Raw genomic sequence first — 17,571 nt, forward strand, 5'->3', positions numbered from 1 at the left:
GCGGTCAGGTCCAGCCCGCGTCGACCACGAATTCCTGCGCGGTGCAGGCGCGCGAGGCGTCCGAGGCGAGAAACAGCGCCATCGACGCGATGTCCTCGGGCATCACCTTGTCGGGAAGGCACTGGTTCTTCATCAGCTCCTGCTCGCTCTCGGCATCCAGCCACTGCGTGATCTGGCGCTCCGTCATCACCCAGCCGGGGCTGAGCACGTTGATGCGGATGCGATGCTCGCCCAGCGCCTTGGCCATGCCGCGCATCATGCCGTTCATCGACGATTTGGCGGTGGCATAGCAGGGGTAGCCCGCGTTCTTGGTCTGCCATCCGGTCGAACCCAGGTTGATGATGGAGCCGCGCCCCTGCTCGCGCATGCCCGGCACCACCGACTGGATCGCAAAAAACGCCGCGCGCTGGTTGACGCCGATGCGCTGGTCCCAATAGTCCGGCGTGACGTCCTCAAGCGCATGGCGATCGTCGCTGCCCACGTTGTTCACCAGCACGTCGAACGTGCCCAACGCCTGCGCCGCGTCGGCGATCGCCTGCTGCAACGACGGCACATCGGTCACGTCGCAGCGCCGCCACCATGGCGCGGGGCCAAGACCCTGCGCGCGCAGCCGCTCGACCAGGGCCTCGCTCACCGTGGCATTGATATCGACAAACGCCACCTGCGCACCCTGGCGCACGAACGCTTCCACCAATGCTTCACCGATGCCGCTGCCGCCGCCGGTGATGAACACCCGCCGCGAGCGCAGGTCCGGATAAAGCGTGTCGCCAAGGGTCGCGCCACTGCCCTGCTGCCGAGCGGATGATGCCTGCATGGGTAACGATCTCCACCGTTCTTTCGATACATTTATATGTATCGATAACGCTATAAATATTATTTTATTTGTATCAATATGCCCTGTAGTCTGCCGCCTGTAAAGCCGGTTTTCACAGGCGCGCCAGCGGATCCACGGATCCCCCAGCAAAGGACATCGCTAACCCCATGACTTCTCCCAAAGACACGAAAAGACGCAGCCAATCCTGGTTCGGCCACGAAGGCAAGAGCGGCTTCCTCTACCGAAGCTGGCTGAAAAACCAGGGCTATCCCAGCGACCTTTTCGATGGTCGGCCGGTGATCGGCATCTGCAATACCTGGTCGGAACTGACGCCGTGCAACGGGCATTTCCGCGAGCTGGCCGAATACGTGAAGCGCGGCATCTACGAAGCGGGCGGCTTTCCGCTGGAGTTTCCGGTGATGTCGCTGGGCGAGACCCAGATGCGCCCCACCGCCATGCTGTTCCGCAACCTCGCCAGCATGGATGTCGAGGAATCCATCCGCGCCAATCCGATCGATGGCGTGGTGCTGTTGATGGGCTGCGACAAGACCACACCGTCACTGATGATGGGCGCGGCCAGCTGCGACCTGCCCACCATCGGCGTGTCCGGCGGCCCGATGCTCACCGGCCGCTGGCGCGGGCAGAAGATCGGCTCGGGTACCGGCGTGTGGAAGATGTCGGAAATGGTCCGCGCCGGGGAAATGAGCCAGGACGATTTCGTCGAGGCCGAGTCGTGCATGCACCGCTCCAAGGGCGGCAGCTGCATGACCATGGGCACCGCCTCCACCATGGCCAACATGGTCGAGGCGCTGGGCATGTCGCTGCCCGAGAACGCCGCCATCCCCGCCGTGGATTCGCGCCGCTACCGGCTGGCGCAACTGAGCGGACGGCGCATCGTGCAGATGGTGCACGAGGATCTGCGCATGTCGAAGATCATGACGCGCAACGCCTTCGAGAATGCCATCTGCGCCAATGCCGCCATCGGCGGTTCGACCAACGCGGTCATCCACCTGCTGGCCATGGCCGGTCGCCTGGGCGTGCCGCTGACGCTGCAGGACTGGGACGACCTGGGCTCCAAACTCCCCTGCCTGGTCAACCTGCAACCGTCCGGCGAGCACCTGATGGAGGACTACTACTACGCTGGCGGCCTGCCCGCGGTGCTGCGCGAAATTTCCGCGCACCTGCACCTGGGCGCGCTGACCGTGAACGGCAAGACGCTGGGTGAAAACGTAGCCTCGGCGCCGTGCTGGAATCGCGACGTCATCATGACCACCAGCGAACCGTTCAAGCCCGAAGCCGGCATCGCCGTGCTGCGCGGCAACCTGGCGCCGGATGGCGCGGTGATCAAGCCGTCGGCGGCGTCCACGCACCTGCTGCAGCATCGCGGCCGTGCCGTGGTGTTCGAGAACATCGAGGACCTGAATGCGCGCATCGACGACGACGCGCTGGACATCGACGAGCATTGCGTGATGGTGCTGAAGAACTGCGGCCCGCGCGGTTATCCGGGCATGGCCGAAGTGGGCAACATGCCGCTGCCGCCCAAGCTGCTCAAGCGCGGCATCACCGACATGGTGCGCATCTCCGATGGCCGCATGAGCGGCACCGCCTACGGCACCGTGGTGCTGCACACCTCGCCCGAAGCGGCTGCCGGCGGACCGCTGGCACTGGTGCAGAACGGCGACATGATCGAACTCGACGTGGCCGGCCGACGCATCCATCTGGATGTCACCGACGAGGAACTGGCACGGCGGCGCGCGCTGTGGAAGGCGCCCGAGGTTCCCAAGCGCGGCTGGTACAAGCTCTACGTGGACCACGTGCAGCAGGCCAACCTCGGTGCGGACCTGGACATCCTGGTCGGCGGCAGCGGCAGCGAGGTGCCGCGCGATTCGCACTGAGCCGGCCTGACGCCGAGCGCGACCACGCCGCAAAAAAAACCCGCCTTTCGGCGGGTTTTTTGTCACATCAGGTTGCGGCCGTGGAACAGTTCCTCGATCTCGCGACTGACCAGCGATTCAATCCGCTGGCGCTCCTTGAACGAGAGGTCGTCGGCATGCGACTCGAACAGGTAGGTGTCCAGGTCGAAGTCCTTGATGTGCATCTTCGTGTGGAACATGTTTTCCTGGTACACGTTGACGTCGAACATCTCGTACTTCTGGCGGATGTGCTTGGCCAGATAGTCCTGCACCGAGTTGATCTTGTGGTCGATGAAGTGCTTCTTGCCCTTCACGTCGCGGGTGAAGCCACGCACGCGGTAGTCGCACACCACGATGTCCGACTCGAAGCTGTCGATCAGGTAGTTCAACGCCTTCAGCGGCGAGATCACGCCGCAGGTGGCCACGTCGATATCGGCGCGGAAGGTGGCGATACCGTTGTGCGGGTGCGTTTCCGGATAGGTGTGGACGGTGATGTGGCTCTTGTCCATGTGCGCCACCACGGCGCCCGCGATCGAGTCGCGGCCCAGCTTCTCCACCACCGGCTCTTCGGAAATCAGCATCGTCACCGAAGCGCCCTGCGGATCGTAATCCTGGCGTGCGATATTGAGGATGTTGGCGCCGATGATCTCGGCCACGTCGGTGAGTATCTGGGTCAGGCGGTCGGCGTCGTACTGCTCATCGATGTACTCGATGTAGCGACGGCGCTGATCCTCGGACACCGCGTAGCAGATGTCGTAGATGTTGAAGCTCAACGCCTTGGTCAGGTTGTTGAAACCCTGCAGGCGTAGGCGGGGAAGTGGTTTCACAAGCGGCTCTCCATGACCGAAAGGCTCGGTCAGCTGTAGAGGCGGGTTAGCGACAAGGGTCCCCGCTGAATCGTATTGAAGCGCAGGCTGAAACCTGACGCGACCCTCGCAATCGGCAGGCGCAGGCTCGGCGCCGCCGAAAGACCGCGAAGTATGGGGCAAAAGGCGGTAAAACAGAACCTCCGCAAGACGTTCTTGTTTGCCATAATGTTTAGCTGGCGGCAGGGGACGGAAACGGCACCGCGACAGACGCGTGAATTTACCAGTAGGGGAAAACTGAATTGGCCCAGCTCAAATATCAACTTCAGCAAGCTTTCGAAAGCTCGCAGGCGCCACTAGGTTTCGCACCCGATCCGGCCTCGATGGAGCGCTTCCTGGCGCTGTGCCATCGCCGCCGCTACCCGGGCAAGACCGCGATCATCCGCCCCGGCGACCCGGCCAACACGCTGTATTACGTGATCGAGGGTTCGCTAGCCGTCTGCACCGAGGATGAGCAGGGGCGCGAACTGATCCTGGCCTACATCAACCGTGGCCAGTTCATCGGCGAGATGGGGTTGTTCGTGGCGCAGGCGGCACGGGAATCGGTGGTGCGAACACGCACGCCCTGCGAGATGGCCGAGGTCAGCTACGAGCGGCTGTACCAGTTGATGGAAGGGCCGCTGCGCGAGGAATGCCCCAAGATCCTCTGCGCGATCGGCTCGCAGCTCACCCACCGGCTGCTGCGCACCTCGCGCCAGGTCAGCCGCATGGCATTCATGGACGTCAACAACCGCATCTCGCGCACGCTGCTGGACCTGTGCCAGGAGCCCGATGCGATGACCCACCCCGACGGCACCCAGATCCGCATTTCGCGCCAGGAAGTGAGCCGCATCGTGGGTTGTTCGCGCGAGATGGTCGGGCGCGTGCTGAAGCAGCTGGAAGAGCAGCGGATGATCGACGTGTCCGGCAAGACCATCGTGGTGCGCGGCACGCGCTGAGCGTGCCAGGCGCAATGGCTCACCGAAGCGCCTCGTCGGCAGCAGCACTTTTGTGGGAGCGGCTTCAGCCGCCCCCACTCAATACCAGGCCACCCGCGTCACCGCCCGGCCCAGCGCCTTCTCCATTTTCTTGCACAGCCGCGGCGTGCCATTGACCAGCACGGCTTCGGCGGCGGGCTTCAGCATCGGCGCATCCTGCAGCGAATCGCTGTAGGCCAGCTGCCATTCGCTGACCCCGTATTGCGCCAGCGACTTCACCTTGCGCGCGCCCACGTTGTGGCGCAGCAGGCGCATGCCGATCGCGCTGGGGCGCAACTGCGAGGCCACGATTTCGATACCGGTCAAACCCAGTTGCGAGAGCATGCTGCTGACCAGATGGTGCTCGCAGCCGGTGACCACGATCACCCGATCGCCGGCCGCCTGGTGCTGCCGCAACGCACGCACGCCGTCGCGGCAGAACTGGCGCGGGCGACGCACCAGCACGCTGGCGAACGCCTCCGCCTTGCGCTGGTAGGTGCGCTCGCTCATGCCCAGCAATGCAATGCGCGCCAGCAGGCGCAACGGCCAGTTCCGCGAAAACGGCAGCAGCAGGATCAGTCCCGGCGCGCACAGCAGCGCCATCAGCTTGCAGCCCAGCGAACGCGCATAGCGCTCGCGGGCAAACAGGGCGAAGGCATCGCCATGCATCAATACGCCGTCGAAATCGAACAGCACCACGCGCGCGAGGGCGGCGTCCGGCGGCGTCACCGGAGATGAGGTTTCATCGGGAGACATGGCGATCAGGCGGTGGCGAACAGCCGCTGCAGTTCGTTGCCGGGGTTTTCCGCCCGCATGAACGCCTCGCCGACCAGGAAGGCCTGCACGCCGCCCTCGCGCAAACGCGCCACGTCCTCCGGCGTGTGGATGCCCGACTCGGCCACCATGATGCGGTCGTACTCCATCAACGCCTGCAGCGACAGCGTGGTTTCCAGCGAGGTCTCGAAGGTGCGCAGGTTGCGGTTGTTGACGCCGATCAGCGGCACCGGCAAGGCCAGCGCGCGCTCCAGCTCGTCCTCGTCGTGCACTTCGCACAACACGTCCAAATCCAGTTCGGACGCCAGCAGGGAAAGCTCCAGCAACACGTCGTCATCCAGCGCGGACACGATCAGCAGGATGCAGTCGGCGCCGATCGCGCGGGCTTCGTGCACCTGGTACGGATCGATGATGAAATCCTTGCGCAGCAGCGGCAGCGAACAGTTGGCGCGCGCCTGCTGCAGGAAGGCCTCGCTGCCCTGGAAGAAATCCTTGTCGGTCAGCACGGACAGGCAGGCGGCGCCGGCGGCTTCATAGCTGCGCGCGATGGCAGCCGGATCGAAGTTGGCGCGGATCACGCCCTTGCTGGGGCTGGCCTTTTTCACCTCGGCGATCACCGCCGGCAGTCCGGCGTCGATCTTGGCCTCCATCGCCGCGGCGAAACCGCGGGTGGCAGGCAGGTCCGCGATGCGCGCCGTCAACTCCGCCACCGACAGCTGGGCGCTGCGCTCGGCGATTTCCTCCTGCTTGCGGGCAAGGATCCGGTTGAGGATGTCGGTCATGGCGTGCTCGCTATTGGGGTAAGGCGTAGCTAGGAGTCTGTCGGGCTTTGGTGGTCACGTCGAGAATTCGGCTGTGTGAGGACAGATTTTCGCCGATTCGCCGGTCCATAGTGGTGCTATGGACCAAGGATCGGCGGGAATATGGACCACACAGACGGATTCGCAGACCGGCCAACCAAAGTCCGACAGACTCCTAGGACAAACCGGCAAGGCGGCGGGTCGTGGCGATGAACGCGTCCATTTTCGCATGGGCGGCGCCGCTGGCAATCGCGGCCCTGGCCCGTTCGATGCCGGCGTCGATGCCGTCGGTCACACCGGCGGCGTACAGCGCCGCACCGGCATTGAGGCAGACGATGTCGTGCGGCACGCCCGGCTCGCCGGTGAGCGCCTGCAACAGCATCGCCTTCGATTCCCGCGCGTCCTCCACCTTGAGGTTGCGGCTGGAGGCCATGGCCAGGCCGAAATCCTCCGGCTCCACTTCGTACTCGCGCACCACGCCATCGCGCAGTTCGCCCACCAGCGTGCAGGCGCCCAGCGAGATCTCGTCCATGCCGTCGCGGCCCCACACCACCAGCGCCCGCTGCGCGCCCAGCGCCTGCAGCACGCGAATCTGGATACCGACCAGGTCGGGATGGAACACGCCCATCAGGATGTTGGGCGCGCCGGCCGGGTTGGTCAGCGGGCCCAGGATGTTGAACAGCGTGCGCACACCCATTTCCTTGCGCACCGGCGCCACGATTTTCATGGCCGGATGATGGTTGGGCGCGAACATGAAGCCGATGCCGGTCTCGGCCATGCACTGGGCAACCTGCGCGGGATTCAGGTCGATCACCGCACCCAGCGCCTCCAGCACATCGGCGCTGCCGGATTTCGACGACACGCTGCGTCCGCCGTGCTTGGCCACGCGAGCGCCGGCCGCCGCGGCCACGAACATCGAAGCGGTGGAGATGTTGAAGCTGGACGCGCCGTCGCCGCCGGTGCCCACGATGTCCAGCAGGTGGCGATCATTCGTGCCCGCCAGCGGCACTTTCAGCGACAGTTCGCGCATCACCCGCGCCGCGCCGGTGATCTCGCCGATGGTTTCCTTTTTCACCCGCAGGCCGGTGATGATCGCCGCCGTCATCAGGTCGCTCACCTCGCCGCGCATGATCTGGCGCATCAGCGAGATCATCTCGTCGTGGAAAATCTCGCGGTGTTCGATCGTGCGTTGCAGCGCTTCGCGTGGCGTGATCGCCATGTCCTCGGCCGGCATGCTCATGCCGCCAGCTTCAGCGGCAGGCCGAGGAAATTGCGCAACAGGTCGTGACCGTGCTGGGTCAGGATCGACTCGGGGTGGAACTGCACGCCTTCGATCGGCAGCGCCTTGTGGCGCAGGCCCATGATCTCGTCGATCGAGCCGTCCGCATTTTCCGTCCACGCGGTGACGTCCAGGCAATCGGGCAACGACGACTGCTCCACCACCAGCGAGTGGTAGCGCGTGGCTTCGAACGGATCAGGCAAGCCCGCGAACACACCCTGCCCGCGATGGCGCACCGGCGAAATCTTGCCGTGCATGATCTGCTTGGCGCGAATCACCTTGCCGCCGAACGCCTGCCCGATCGCCTGATGCCCCAGGCATACGCCGAACACCGGAATCTCGCCGGCCAGACCGCGCAGCAGATCCAGCGTCACCCCGGCATCGTCCGGCGTGCCGGGCCCCGGCGAGATCATGATGTGCTCGGGCCGCAACGCCCGGATGCCGGCCACGTCCAGCGCATCGTTGCGCACCACCTTCACCTCCTGCCCCAGCTCGCCCAGGTACTGCACGAGGTTGTAGGTAAAGCTGTCGTAGTTGTCGATCATCAGCAGCATTTCGCGCGCGTCCCAGTGATTGCCGGTTTATCTTTACCACGGTCTCGCCTCAGCCGCCGATCCAGCCGGGGCCGGCACGCCTGCTGATTGCCAAATCCGTGCAAGGCGGCCATTTTCGCATGCATCGGCCTTGCAGGCATCTGCCGCCGCCGAACCGCGCGGCAGCGGTGCCTGGTTTCACTGCACCGCCGCTGTGGGTGCGACGGGGGCGTTTGCAAACAGCACCGTGAGACCTTCGGCGATCGTCGGATGCGCGAAGATGGTGTCGCGCAACGCGGTATAAGGGAGACCGGCCAGCATCGCGGTCTGCACCACCGCGATCACTTCACCGCCGGACGCCCCCAGCGCGGTGAAGCCGAGCAGGCGATCGCTGTCGACGGCCACCAGCGCCTTGAGAAATCCGCCCGTCTCGGACAATGTGCGGGTGCGCAGCACCGCCGCCATCGGCGTTCGGGCGACCCGATAGGCGATGCCGGCACGCTGCGCCGCCACCTCGTTCAGACCGACCCGTCCGAGTTCCGGGTCGGTGAACATGCCATACGGCACCAGTCGGTCCCGTGTCGTGCGATCGCCACCGGCGAGGTTGTCCCTGACCACCCGGAAATCGTCGAACGCAACGTGGGTGAACTGCGGGCTGCCTGCGCAGTCGCCCATCGCCCACACTCCGGGCGCACTCGTCTCCAGCCGTTCGTTGACCTGCACGTAGCCCCGCTCATCCAGGTTCACACCTGCCGCGTCGAGGCCGATCGCCTGCGTATTTGGTGTGCGTCCGGCCGCCACCAGGATGTCGCTGCCCTCGATGATCCGCTCGCCCGTTGCGGTATGCACCTGAAAGCGGACGCTGTCACCCGAGCGCCCCTCGACCTTGACCGGCCTGGCATTCAGCACGACATCAATGCCCTCGTCGGCAAAGCGTCGCAGCAGCAACCGGGCCACATCGGGGTCCTCGCGGCCGGCCAGTTGCGGGCCGTGTTCCACCACCGTGACGCGACTGCCGAAGCGCCGCATCGGTTGGGCGAACTCGAGGCCGACATAACCGCCGCCCAGCACGATGAGGTGCTCCGGCACGTGATCGAGTTCGAGTGCTTCGACATGCGTGAGCGGGGAGGACTGGCGCAGGCCGGGTACATCAGGGATCGCCGCCCGCGTACCGAGATTCAGATACACGCGCTCCCCGCTCAGCAGGCGGGTGCCGCCTTGCTGCAGTTGCACCTCGATCGTCCGCGGGGCGACAAAGCGGCCCTCGCCCATGATCAGCTCCGCACCGCTGTCGGCGTAGTTCTTGCGGTGGACCGCGATCAGCTCGTCGACCATCTTGCGCTTGCGCGCGCGGACCGCCGCCATGTCGACACTGACCGGCCCCGCGGCAAGGCCAAACTCCTGGCCGCGACGAAACAGCGACGCCACGTGCCCACTGTAGATGACGTTCTTGCTCGGCAGGCAGGCGATGTTCGGGCAGGAGCCGCCGACCCAGCGGCGCTCGACCACCGCCACACGATGGCCGGCCTTGGCCATGGTCCATGCCAGATACTTGCCGGATTCGCCGCTGCCGAGGATGAGGAAATCGTAGTGCTGCGGCTTGGACACGGTGTCGCTCCCGGCGGGATCACATTCGAAAGAGCTTGCGCCATACGGTGTTCACTGAACGTCAGTTTGCACGGGCAGAAGGACGCTGCAGCGGGTCGGTCGAAGACGTCGCATCCGCCGCTGGCGGATTTCGTATTTCATGCACACGGAGGTAGCGCGAAGGCGCAAGCCGAGGCGCACCACAACCTTCAGCGCCCCTCGTCGCGGTGCCGGCGGTGCGGCGCATCCGATGCAGGCATCGACCGTGAGGTCGGCAAATGCCAGCCATGCCGGATCGCCATGAAACGCAGCGCGAAGCAGACGCCGCCGCCGGCCACGGCAGCCAGCATCGGCGAGAGGTGCAGCAGGTGTGCGCTCACCACCACACCGGCACCGGCCAGCGCCGCCAGCGCGTACAGGTCGGCGCGCAGCACGGTGGGGATGTCGGATACCAGCACGTCGCGCAGCATGCCGCCGCCGATACCTGTCACCATGCCCAGCAGGGCCGCCATCACCGGATCGATGCCGTGGGCCAGCGCCTTCTGCGCGCCGGCTACGGCAAAGAACGCCAGCCCGACCGCATCCAGCCACCGCACGTCATTGCGCAGGCGGTTGGTCATCGGGTACCAGAGGAAGGTGATCAACCCGGCCAGCGCGGACACGCCCGCATACGTCAGGCCGGCAATCGCCGCCGGCGGCACCGCGCCGATCATCAGGTCGCGCGTGATGCCGCCCGCATTGCCCGCCGCGAACGCCAGCACCAGCACGCCGAAGATGTCGAGCCGGTGCCTGACCGCGACCATCGCACCGCTGATGGCGAAGACGAAGGTGCCGCCCAGATCCAACACCTGCAGCAGGATCGGCAGCATGGCCTGGGTGGCGAAGGTCGCGTGCGCCATCGTTCAGCGTGCTGCCGACAGCCACGCCCGCGCGGCCACCATCAGCGTTTCCACGCCGACCTCCAGGGTGGGGTGAAGTACCGGCAGGAAACGCGGGTTGTGGTTGGTCGGGATTTCATTGAGCCGGTTCTCGACCTTCGCCTTCGCGTAGGCGTCCGGGTCGGTGCCGCCGACGAACCAGAATACCGACGGCACCTTCCACTCGGCGCCGAACGAGCCGAAATCCTCGCTGGCCGAGGTGGGCCCGGTCTCGCGGATGCGCCCGGCAGGGAAGTGCTTGCGGAACGCATCGACCACCCTGGTGGTGGCGTCGTCGTCGTTGGTCACCAGCGAATAGTTGTCCAGCGGCGTGATTTCCGGCGGTTTCGTCGCACCCGAGGCCGCGGCCTCGGCGTTGACGATGCGGGTGATGGCGGCCAGTACGCGCTTGCGCACGCCCTCGTCGAAGGTGCGCACGTTGAGCTTGATGACGGCCTCGTCGGGGATCACGTTCTCCTTGGTACCGGCCTGCAGCGAACCGATGGTGAGCACGGCCGCCTCGGTCGGCGCCAGCTCGCGGGAGACGATGGTCTGCAGCCGCAGCACCGTCGACGCCGCCATCACCACCGGGTCGATGCTGGCCTGCGGCATCGAGCCGTGCGCGCCGCGCCCGAACAACCGAATCTGCAGGCTGTCGGCGGCGGAGGTGATCACGCCCTTGCGCCCGCCGATGGCGCCGGCCGGGCCCACCATCACGTGCTGGCCCAGTACCACGTCGGGTTTCGGAAAGCGCTGGAACAGGCCGTCGTCGATCATTGCCTGCGCGCCTTGCGCGGTTTCCTCCGCCGGCTGGAACACCGCCATCAGCGTGCCCTTCCAGCTGTCCCGATGCTGCGCCATCAGCGTGGTGGCGCCGACCAGCCAGGCAACATGCATGTCGTGGCCGCAGGCGTGCATCACCGGCACGGTGTTGCCTTCGTGGTCGACCGCCGTGACCTTGCTGGCATACGCCGCGCCCGTCGCTTCCTGCACCGGCAGTGCATCCATGTCCGCGCGCAGCATCACCACCGGCCCGTCGCCATTGCGCAACAGGCCAACCACGCCGGTCTTGCCGACGCCGGTGCTGACTTCATAGCCGGCCGCGCGCAGGTGCTCGGCGGCCAGGCCCGCGGTGCGGGTTTCCTGCATCGACAGTTCCGGATGCGCGTGGATGTCGGTGTACAGCGCCTCCAGCCGCGGCAGCAGCGCGCGGAGGTGGTCTTGCAGCGTTTCGTCGGAAGGGGTGGGTTTGTCATTCATGCGATGGGCATTCCAGGCTCGAAAACGTGAAGAAGCATCATGCGGCGGGCGACGGCGCGGCGCCTGCCGATAGTGGTGATGATCGGTGGGCGAGTAGCCCAGCACATAAACCTGGCATGGACGCCTTCCGGATGATGCGCCCAGCCCGCGTTTCGGATGGGTGAACATCCGCCTTCGCGCCGCTGGGCAGGCGGTACGCGTTTGCAAGCGCCGGGGGCCGCGGATCGCGGATCGCCATCCATCGTCGACGAATGCGCCGCCGCTGAAACGCCCTACAACAGATCGGGCGCTGGCGCGGTGTCGTTGCGCGACTGCCGTGCCACCACGCTGGTGGCGGTGAGGTCGCCGGTGACGTTGCCCAGCGTGGCCAGCGCATCGGGGATGGTGTCGACGGCCAGCATCAGGCCCAGCGGACTCAGTGGCAGGCCCATTGCCTGCGCCACCGGAAGGTTGGTGGCGATGAACGTGACCTGGCCCGGCAGGCCCACCGAACCCAGGCTCACCACCACCGCCAGCAGCGCACCAGCGATAAGTTGGGCGGTGGACAGATCCACGCCGTAGGCCCAGGCGATGAACGCGGCGGAGGTCATGTATTGCACCGGGCTGGTGAGGCGGAACAAGGTGACTGCCATCGGCAGCACCAGGCCGGCTACCGCCTTCGGATACCCCAGCCGGCGATCGGCGCTTTCCAGCATCGCCGGCAGCGAGGCCAGCGACGACTGCGTGCTGATCGCCACCACCTGCGCGGGTACCAGCGCCAGCGCGAAACGGCGCCAGCGCTCGCCACCAAAACCCACCGCCAGCGGCAGCATCATCACGGTAACCGACAGGTACAGTAGGCACTCGACCAGCACGTACACGCCCAGCGCGCTGAGCATGCCCAGGCCCGACCGCGCGCACACCGACAGAATCAGCGCGAACACACCCAGCGGCGCCGCCCACAACACCCAGCGCACGATCACGATCATCGCGTCGGCGATCGCCTGGAAGAAATCCAGCAACAGCGCGCGGCGCTCCACCGGCAGATGGGTGAGCGCAAAACCCAGGAACAACGCGAACACCACCAGCGGCAGCATCGCGCTTTGCGCCGCGGCCATGATCGCGTTGTGCGGAACGATGGCGGTGAGCGCATCCACCCAGTCGACCGGCGCGGCTTGCGCCGCCGCGGGCAACGCGGCGTGGCCCAGCGCGGCGGTCAAGGCCGGATCGTGCGCAAACAGCGAGAACACGAACGGCGCGGCGAACGCGGCGAACAGCGCGCCGCCGGTCAGCACCACGATGAACACCACGATGGCGCGTCGCGCGATGCGGCCTGATGCCGCCGCATCGCTGGCGGTGTTGACGCCCAGCACCACCAGCGCCAGCACCAGCGGCACCACCGTCATCTGCAATGCGTTCAACCACAGCTTGCCGATCGGCTGCACCACATGGGCCACCTGGATGGCCAATGCAGGATGCCAAGCCGCCAGCCCCAGGCCGATCACCGCGCCGGCGGCGAGGCCGGTCAGCACGCGGGCAGTGGCATTCACCGCGCCTCCCCGGCGGCAAGCGCCGGCAAGCGCCAGCTTGAACGCAGACGCTGATACTCGGCCTGTGGCAGCAACACGAAGACCGGCATGTCGCGCGGCTTCAACCAGGCCAGCAACGATTGCATTACCGCCGGCGTCATCGCGGTGCAGCCGGCGGTGGACGACGTGGGCGATTTCCACAGGTGGGCGAAGATGCAGCTGCCGGCCTGCGGTATGGCATCGGGGTTGTGTTCAATCACGAAGCCGAGGCGGTAGCGCTGGTCGCCCTTGAAATGGAGGTCGCGGCGCATCGGTTCGCTGGCGCCTTTCACCGCCGCGACGCCCACCACCTTCGCGTCGACGATGCGGTTGTATTGGGGCGAACTGCTGACATCGACGCACCAATCGCTGGCGGTCAGCGCGCGGTACGGCATGGCGGTGTCGGCGTGGGCCGTGTAGCCGAAGACCTCTCCGATGCGGAACACACCGGCCGGGCTGCGGTTGTCGCCCTCGCGCTTGGATGGGCCGGCTGTTTGTTCCGGATGCAGGCCGATGCCCCAGCCCGCGCCAGCCTTGCCGATGGTCACCGGTACGCCGGTATTCACCGGTTGCCACTGGCTGCCCTTGCGTTCGAAGGTGCGCAGCGTGCCGTGGTCGGCGTTCCAGTCGGCGGTGGTCACCACGATCATCTGGCGGGCGTCATGCCAGGGAACGCGCGACGTGTCGGCATGACCCGCACCGATGAGGGCGAACGCAAGAACGACCGGCAGGGAAAAGTGGCGCATGGGCTACGGGGACCTCGCACGAAGGAACCCCTCTCCCTCTGGGAGAGGGGCAGGGGTGAGGGTTCGGTGATTCCGCGCATTCGGCTCCGCCCGAACCCTCTCCCCAACCCCTCTCCCGGAGGGAGAGGGGCTCAAGCGGAGGGTTCGCGGGGATATATGGACGGCCAAATCAAGGCTCCAGCATCAACTGGATGCGATCCAGGTTGGCCAGCAATTGCGCGTGGCGGTCATCGTGGCCTTCGCACAGCAAGACGAACAAGCCATCGAGCAGATGCTGCAGCGCCGACTGGTACAGCAGCGGCTGGATGTACGGCAGCTCGTCATGCGCCGACACCACCAGCGCGATGTCGGCCAGCGTGCGCAGCGGGTTGGCGGTGTGCCGCGTCACCGTGATTACCTGACCGCGGCGCTCACGGAAGTAGCGCGCGATCTTGCACAGTGCCGGATGGTTGCCGTGCTCGGAGAACACCAGCAGCACGTCGCCCGCGGTGGCAGCCGAAATGTTGGCGGTCATACGCGCGGTGTCGAAGTTGTGCACGGTGAGGATGCCCAGCAGCGACAATTTCAGCGCGAAGCCGCGCGCGTAGATGTCGTCCTCGCCCAGACCGATGATGAACACCTTGCCGCTCTGGCCGGCCTGGCCGATGGCGGCGGCGACGGCCTCGATGGTCTCGGCCGGATTGATCAGCCGGGTGGCCTCCTCGGCTTCCGACTTGCGCCGCCACAGGTTGCCGGCGAAGGCGCCGGGCGACCCGCCATCGGGCGATGCAGCATGTTCCGGTGCATCGCCATTGTCGGCGCGGGCGTTGGCCTCGCCCACGGAATACTTCAGGTCGGGATAGCCCTTGAAGCCCAGCTTCTGGGTGAACTTCACCACGCTGGACTGGCTGATGCCCAGGGCATTGGCCAGTTGCTGCGAGGAGTAATCGCGCAGCAGCTGCGCGTTCTCCAGGATGAAGTCGGCAATGCGCCGCTCCACCGCCGACATCCGGTCGCGTTCGGAGCGGATTTTCACCAGCGGCGACATCAGGCTTCGATCTCCTCCAATCCCCTGATCTCGCGGATACCCAGGCCGGGCGCGTCCGTCACCGAGATCTCCGATTCGTTGAAGATTACCCCACCGTCGACCGGGTTGAACTGCGACAGCGATGGCCCGTCCAGGTCGATCTTGGTGATCACGCTGGACTTGGCTACCGCCACGTGCACGGCGGCGGCCACGCTGATGCTGCTTTCCAGCATGCAGCCGATCATGCATTCCACGCCGTACATCGCGGCGATGTCGGCGATCTTCACCGCGTTGGAGATGCCGCCGGTTTTCATCAGCTTGATGTTGATGATGTCGGCCGCGCGCAGCCGGATCAGCTCGATCACTTCCATCGGGCCGAACACGCTTTCGTCGGCCATCACCGGCGTGTGCACGCGCTCGGTCACGTAGCGCATGCCGGCCAGGTCGCGCGCCTTCACCGGCTGCTCGATCAGCTCCAGCTTGATGCCGGCGTCCTCCAGCGTCTGCAGCGCGTAGACCGCCTGTTTGGCCGTCCATCCCTGATTCGCATCCAGACGCAGCAGGGCGCGCCCTTCCACCGCCGCGTAGATCGCCTTGACCCGGTCGATGTCGACGCCGATGTCCTTGCCGACCTTGATCTTCAGCGACTCGAAGCCGCGCTCCACCGCCTCCACGGAGTCGGCCACCATCTTGTCGATGTAGTCCACGCTGATGGTGATGTCGGTGGTGATCACCGGGTCGCCGCCGCCCAGCAGCTTGTACAGCGGCGCGCCGTAGAGCTGGCCCCACAGGTCGTACACGGCGATTTCCACCGCCGCCTTGGCGCTGGTGTTCTTCTCCATCGCGCCCTGGATCAGCTGGGTGAGGTGGTTGAGGTCGGCGATGTCCTGGCCGATCAGGCGCGGCGAGATGTAGTGGCGGATTGCGTCGATGATCGAGCCGTGCGTGTCGCCGGTGATCACCGCGGTGGCCGGTGCTTCGCCGTAACCGACGTTGCCGCTGTCGGTGTGCACCATCACCACGATGTCCTCGACCATGTTGACGGTGCGCAACGCGGTCTTGAACGGTGTTTTCAGCGGCACCCGCAACATGCCGAACCGGATGTCGGTGATTTTCATGGGAGAGCCTTCATGGGAATCCGTGTCCTTCTTTCTTCTTGCGGGTAGTTCAATCGCGGATACGCACGATGCTGGTCATGCGGTCGACGAAGGTCTGCTTGTCGTTGAACAGCAGCGGCAGCAGCGGCGTCACCGATACCGCGTTGAGCTTGACGCGCACCTTGCTGCCGTCGGCCTTGCGGTAGCTCATGCCGCCCACGTCGTGGATCACGTACGGCTGGCCGTTGAACTGGCCCAGCACCATCATCACGTGGCCGGGGATGTAGACCAGGTCGCCCGTCTGCAGCGCGTACGCCGCGGCGATGCGCTCCTGGCGGCTGTCCTTGTCGGTGAACACGCGATGCGCCAACGCCGGGCTGATCGCCTGCTTGCTGGTGTTGCGCGGCATCTGCACGCCCATGCTGCGATAGACGTCCGACACGAAACCGCTGCAGTCGCGGCCATCGTAGGCGTGGCCCCAGCCGTAGCGCTCGCCAAGGAATTTGAACGCCTGGCGGATCAGGTTGGCGCGGGTCAACGGCAGATAGTCGGCGGCGGTATCGGTGTTCTTCTGCAGCAGCGCGGGAGCGAATTGCAGCTTGCCGGCGGCGTCGCGCAGCGGCAGTTCCAGCACGTGCGAGGTGTACGGCGTCTGCCCGTTCACCGGCTGGTCCGGCGGCAGGTCGGTCTGCAGCGGCACGCGCGTGCCCATGTCCAGTTGCAGTTGCGACAGCGCGGGCTGTTCGCGGGTGAATACGGTGCGCACGCTGGCGCCCGTCACCACGCGATACGGTTTCTTGTCGGCATAACCGAACACTTGCGCCGCGCTGCCTTCGGCCACGTTCTCCTTCTCGGTCCACGCCGCATAGCGGGGGCTGACCACGAACAGCCACTGGCCGTCCGCGCTGGTGTGCGCGATCACCAGCGGCGTGCCGGGAAACTCCGCAGTCTCCTGGAAGCGGTCGATATCGGTGTCGTCGTCAGAACTGAACACCCGCAACGTGGTGGGGAAGCCGCGCAACGCGGCGCGGCGCACCACCAGCCCGTAGCGGGTTTTCTGTTGCGGGGGAATCGCCCCCAGCGCCGCGTTATCGGCCACCGCCTGCAGCGTGGCGGCGGACACCGGCTTGCCGTGCACGTCGTACAGCGGATGCGTGGGCAGGGTGGACAACGGCTTGATCCAGCCGAGCACGCGATCGCGATCCAGCGTGGGCGGCAGCGCACGCAGGTCGTGCATCGACGGATCGAGCTGCAGCAGCTTCGCGTTCTGCGCCGCGATCGCTGCGGGATCGAGAATCACGCGGTCCGGTTGCGCCTGCAGGCCGATCCAGAACGCGGGCGTCAGTTGCGCCTCGCCCACGTCCAGCACGCCCGAGGGCGGCACGGCGAGAGTGGCCGGCGCCTGGCGCGCCGGCGCGGGCGCAGCGGCCAAGGCAAGCGTCAGCAGCGAGGCAAAAATGAAGGTCAATCGCATGA

General features: G+C 66.1%; 16 protein-coding genes. 2 read left to right on the top strand and 14 right to left on the bottom strand.

Annotated features, from left to right (window positions below; translation table 11 throughout):
- Positions 1 to 4 precede the first annotated feature (4 nt).
- The gene (locus UU9_RS07870) at positions 5 to 814 is read right to left on the bottom strand and encodes an SDR family NAD(P)-dependent oxidoreductase (RefSeq protein WP_007081209.1); all 810 of its coding nucleotides are present in this window, start codon (positions 812 to 814) and stop codon (positions 5 to 7) included.
- Positions 815 to 981: 167 nt separating this feature from the next.
- On the opposite strand from UU9_RS07870, the gene UU9_RS07875 reads away from it, so the two are divergent.
- A complete protein-coding gene (locus UU9_RS07875; protein ID WP_007081210.1) occupies positions 982 to 2,709 on the top strand; it encodes an IlvD/Edd family dehydratase in 1,728 nt (575 codons plus the stop codon).
- A gap of 62 nt (positions 2,710 to 2,771) precedes the next feature.
- Here UU9_RS07875 and speD read toward each other — a convergent pair whose 3' ends face one another.
- Entirely contained in the window at positions 2,772 to 3,587 is an 816-nt protein-coding gene (speD, locus tag UU9_RS07880) for an adenosylmethionine decarboxylase (protein ID WP_050982416.1), read from the bottom strand.
- A gap of 248 nt (positions 3,588 to 3,835) precedes the next feature.
- On the opposite strand from speD, the gene crp reads away from it, so the two are divergent.
- Positions 3,836 to 4,531, top strand: a complete 696-nt coding sequence (gene crp / locus UU9_RS07885; protein WP_007081212.1) for a cAMP-activated global transcriptional regulator CRP — start codon at positions 3,836 to 3,838, stop codon at positions 4,529 to 4,531.
- A 78-nt stretch (positions 4,532 to 4,609) separates the two neighbouring features.
- Here crp and UU9_RS07890 read toward each other — a convergent pair whose 3' ends face one another.
- The 12 genes from UU9_RS07890 to UU9_RS07945 form a co-directional block, all read right to left on the bottom strand.
- The gene (locus tag UU9_RS07890; RefSeq protein WP_040670548.1) at positions 4,610 to 5,305 is read right to left on the bottom strand and encodes an HAD family hydrolase; all 696 of its coding nucleotides are present in this window, start codon (positions 5,303 to 5,305) and stop codon (positions 4,610 to 4,612) included.
- Positions 5,306 to 5,310: 5 nt separating this feature from the next.
- Entirely contained in the window at positions 5,311 to 6,105 is a 795-nt protein-coding gene (trpC, locus tag UU9_RS07895; RefSeq protein WP_007081214.1) for an indole-3-glycerol phosphate synthase TrpC, read from the bottom strand.
- Positions 6,106 to 6,298: 193 nt separating this feature from the next.
- On the bottom strand, positions 6,299 to 7,342 hold the full coding sequence (gene trpD / locus UU9_RS07900; protein ID WP_007081215.1) for an anthranilate phosphoribosyltransferase: 1,044 nt from the start codon (positions 7,340 to 7,342) through the stop codon (positions 6,299 to 6,301).
- Positions 7,343 to 7,359: 17 nt separating this feature from the next.
- A complete protein-coding gene (locus UU9_RS07905) occupies positions 7,360 to 7,956 on the bottom strand; it encodes an anthranilate synthase component II (protein ID WP_007081216.1) in 597 nt (198 codons plus the stop codon).
- A 177-nt stretch (positions 7,957 to 8,133) separates the two neighbouring features.
- Complete coding sequence (locus tag UU9_RS07910; RefSeq protein WP_007081217.1) at positions 8,134 to 9,543, bottom strand: mercuric reductase; 1,410 nt, start codon at positions 9,541 to 9,543, stop codon at positions 8,134 to 8,136.
- A gap of 188 nt (positions 9,544 to 9,731) precedes the next feature.
- Complete coding sequence (locus tag UU9_RS07915; RefSeq protein ID WP_202799813.1) at positions 9,732 to 10,388, bottom strand: trimeric intracellular cation channel family protein; 657 nt, start codon at positions 10,386 to 10,388, stop codon at positions 9,732 to 9,734.
- 36 nt (positions 10,389 to 10,424) lie between these two features.
- A complete protein-coding gene (locus UU9_RS07920; protein WP_007081219.1) occupies positions 10,425 to 11,699 on the bottom strand; it encodes a M20 family metallopeptidase in 1,275 nt (424 codons plus the stop codon).
- Between the two features lie 272 nt (positions 11,700 to 11,971).
- On the bottom strand, positions 11,972 to 13,228 hold the full coding sequence (locus UU9_RS07925) for a dicarboxylate/amino acid:cation symporter (protein ID WP_007081220.1): 1,257 nt from the start codon (positions 13,226 to 13,228) through the stop codon (positions 11,972 to 11,974).
- Entirely contained in the window at positions 13,225 to 13,992 is a 768-nt protein-coding gene (locus UU9_RS07930) for a L,D-transpeptidase family protein (protein WP_007081221.1), read from the bottom strand. Before UU9_RS07930 ends, UU9_RS07925 begins: the two co-directional genes overlap by 4 nt.
- A 169-nt stretch (positions 13,993 to 14,161) precedes the next feature.
- The gene (locus tag UU9_RS07935) at positions 14,162 to 15,019 is read right to left on the bottom strand and encodes a MurR/RpiR family transcriptional regulator (RefSeq protein WP_007081222.1); all 858 of its coding nucleotides are present in this window, start codon (positions 15,017 to 15,019) and stop codon (positions 14,162 to 14,164) included.
- A complete protein-coding gene (locus tag UU9_RS07940) occupies positions 15,019 to 16,116 on the bottom strand; it encodes a dipeptide epimerase (protein WP_007081223.1) in 1,098 nt (365 codons plus the stop codon). The genes UU9_RS07935 and UU9_RS07940 overlap by 1 nt, the downstream gene beginning before the upstream one ends.
- A 49-nt stretch (positions 16,117 to 16,165) precedes the next feature.
- Positions 16,166 to 17,569, bottom strand: coding sequence for a C40 family peptidase (locus UU9_RS07945; protein WP_007081224.1), 1,404 nt, complete (start codon positions 17,567 to 17,569; stop codon positions 16,166 to 16,168).
- Positions 17,570 to 17,571: the final 2 nt, after the last annotated feature.

This window comes from Rhodanobacter fulvus Jip2 (assembly GCF_000264315.1).
Lineage (GTDB): Bacteria > Pseudomonadota > Gammaproteobacteria > Xanthomonadales > Rhodanobacteraceae > Rhodanobacter > Rhodanobacter fulvus.

What these genes read in the sequence shown, in the direction of transcription:
- UU9_RS07870 (WP_007081209.1), bottom strand. Translation starts at nt 814, where the DNA reads ATGCAGGCATCATCCGCTCGGCAGCAGGGCAGTGGCGCGACCCTTGGC.
- UU9_RS07875 (WP_007081210.1), top strand. Translation starts at nt 982, where the DNA reads ATGACTTCTCCCAAAGACACGAAAAGACGCAGCCAATCCTGGTTCGGC.
- UU9_RS07890 (WP_040670548.1), bottom strand. Translation starts at nt 5,305, where the DNA reads ATGTCTCCCGATGAAACCTCATCTCCGGTGACGCCGCCGGACGCCGCC.
- trpC (WP_007081214.1), bottom strand. Translation starts at nt 6,105, where the DNA reads ATGACCGACATCCTCAACCGGATCCTTGCCCGCAAGCAGGAGGAAATC.
- trpD (WP_007081215.1), bottom strand. Translation starts at nt 7,342, where the DNA reads ATGGCGATCACGCCACGCGAAGCGCTGCAACGCACGATCGAACACCGC.
- UU9_RS07905 (WP_007081216.1), bottom strand. Translation starts at nt 7,956, where the DNA reads ATGCTGCTGATGATCGACAACTACGACAGCTTTACCTACAACCTCGTG.
- UU9_RS07920 (WP_007081219.1), bottom strand. Translation starts at nt 11,699, where the DNA reads ATGAATGACAAACCCACCCCTTCCGACGAAACGCTGCAAGACCACCTC.
- UU9_RS07930 (WP_007081221.1), bottom strand. Translation starts at nt 13,992, where the DNA reads ATGCGCCACTTTTCCCTGCCGGTCGTTCTTGCGTTCGCCCTCATCGGT.
- UU9_RS07935 (WP_007081222.1), bottom strand. Translation starts at nt 15,019, where the DNA reads ATGTCGCCGCTGGTGAAAATCCGCTCCGAACGCGACCGGATGTCGGCG.
- UU9_RS07940 (WP_007081223.1), bottom strand. Translation starts at nt 16,116, where the DNA reads ATGAAAATCACCGACATCCGGTTCGGCATGTTGCGGGTGCCGCTGAAA.
- UU9_RS07945 (WP_007081224.1), bottom strand. Translation starts at nt 17,569, where the DNA reads ATGCGATTGACCTTCATTTTTGCCTCGCTGCTGACGCTTGCCTTGGCC.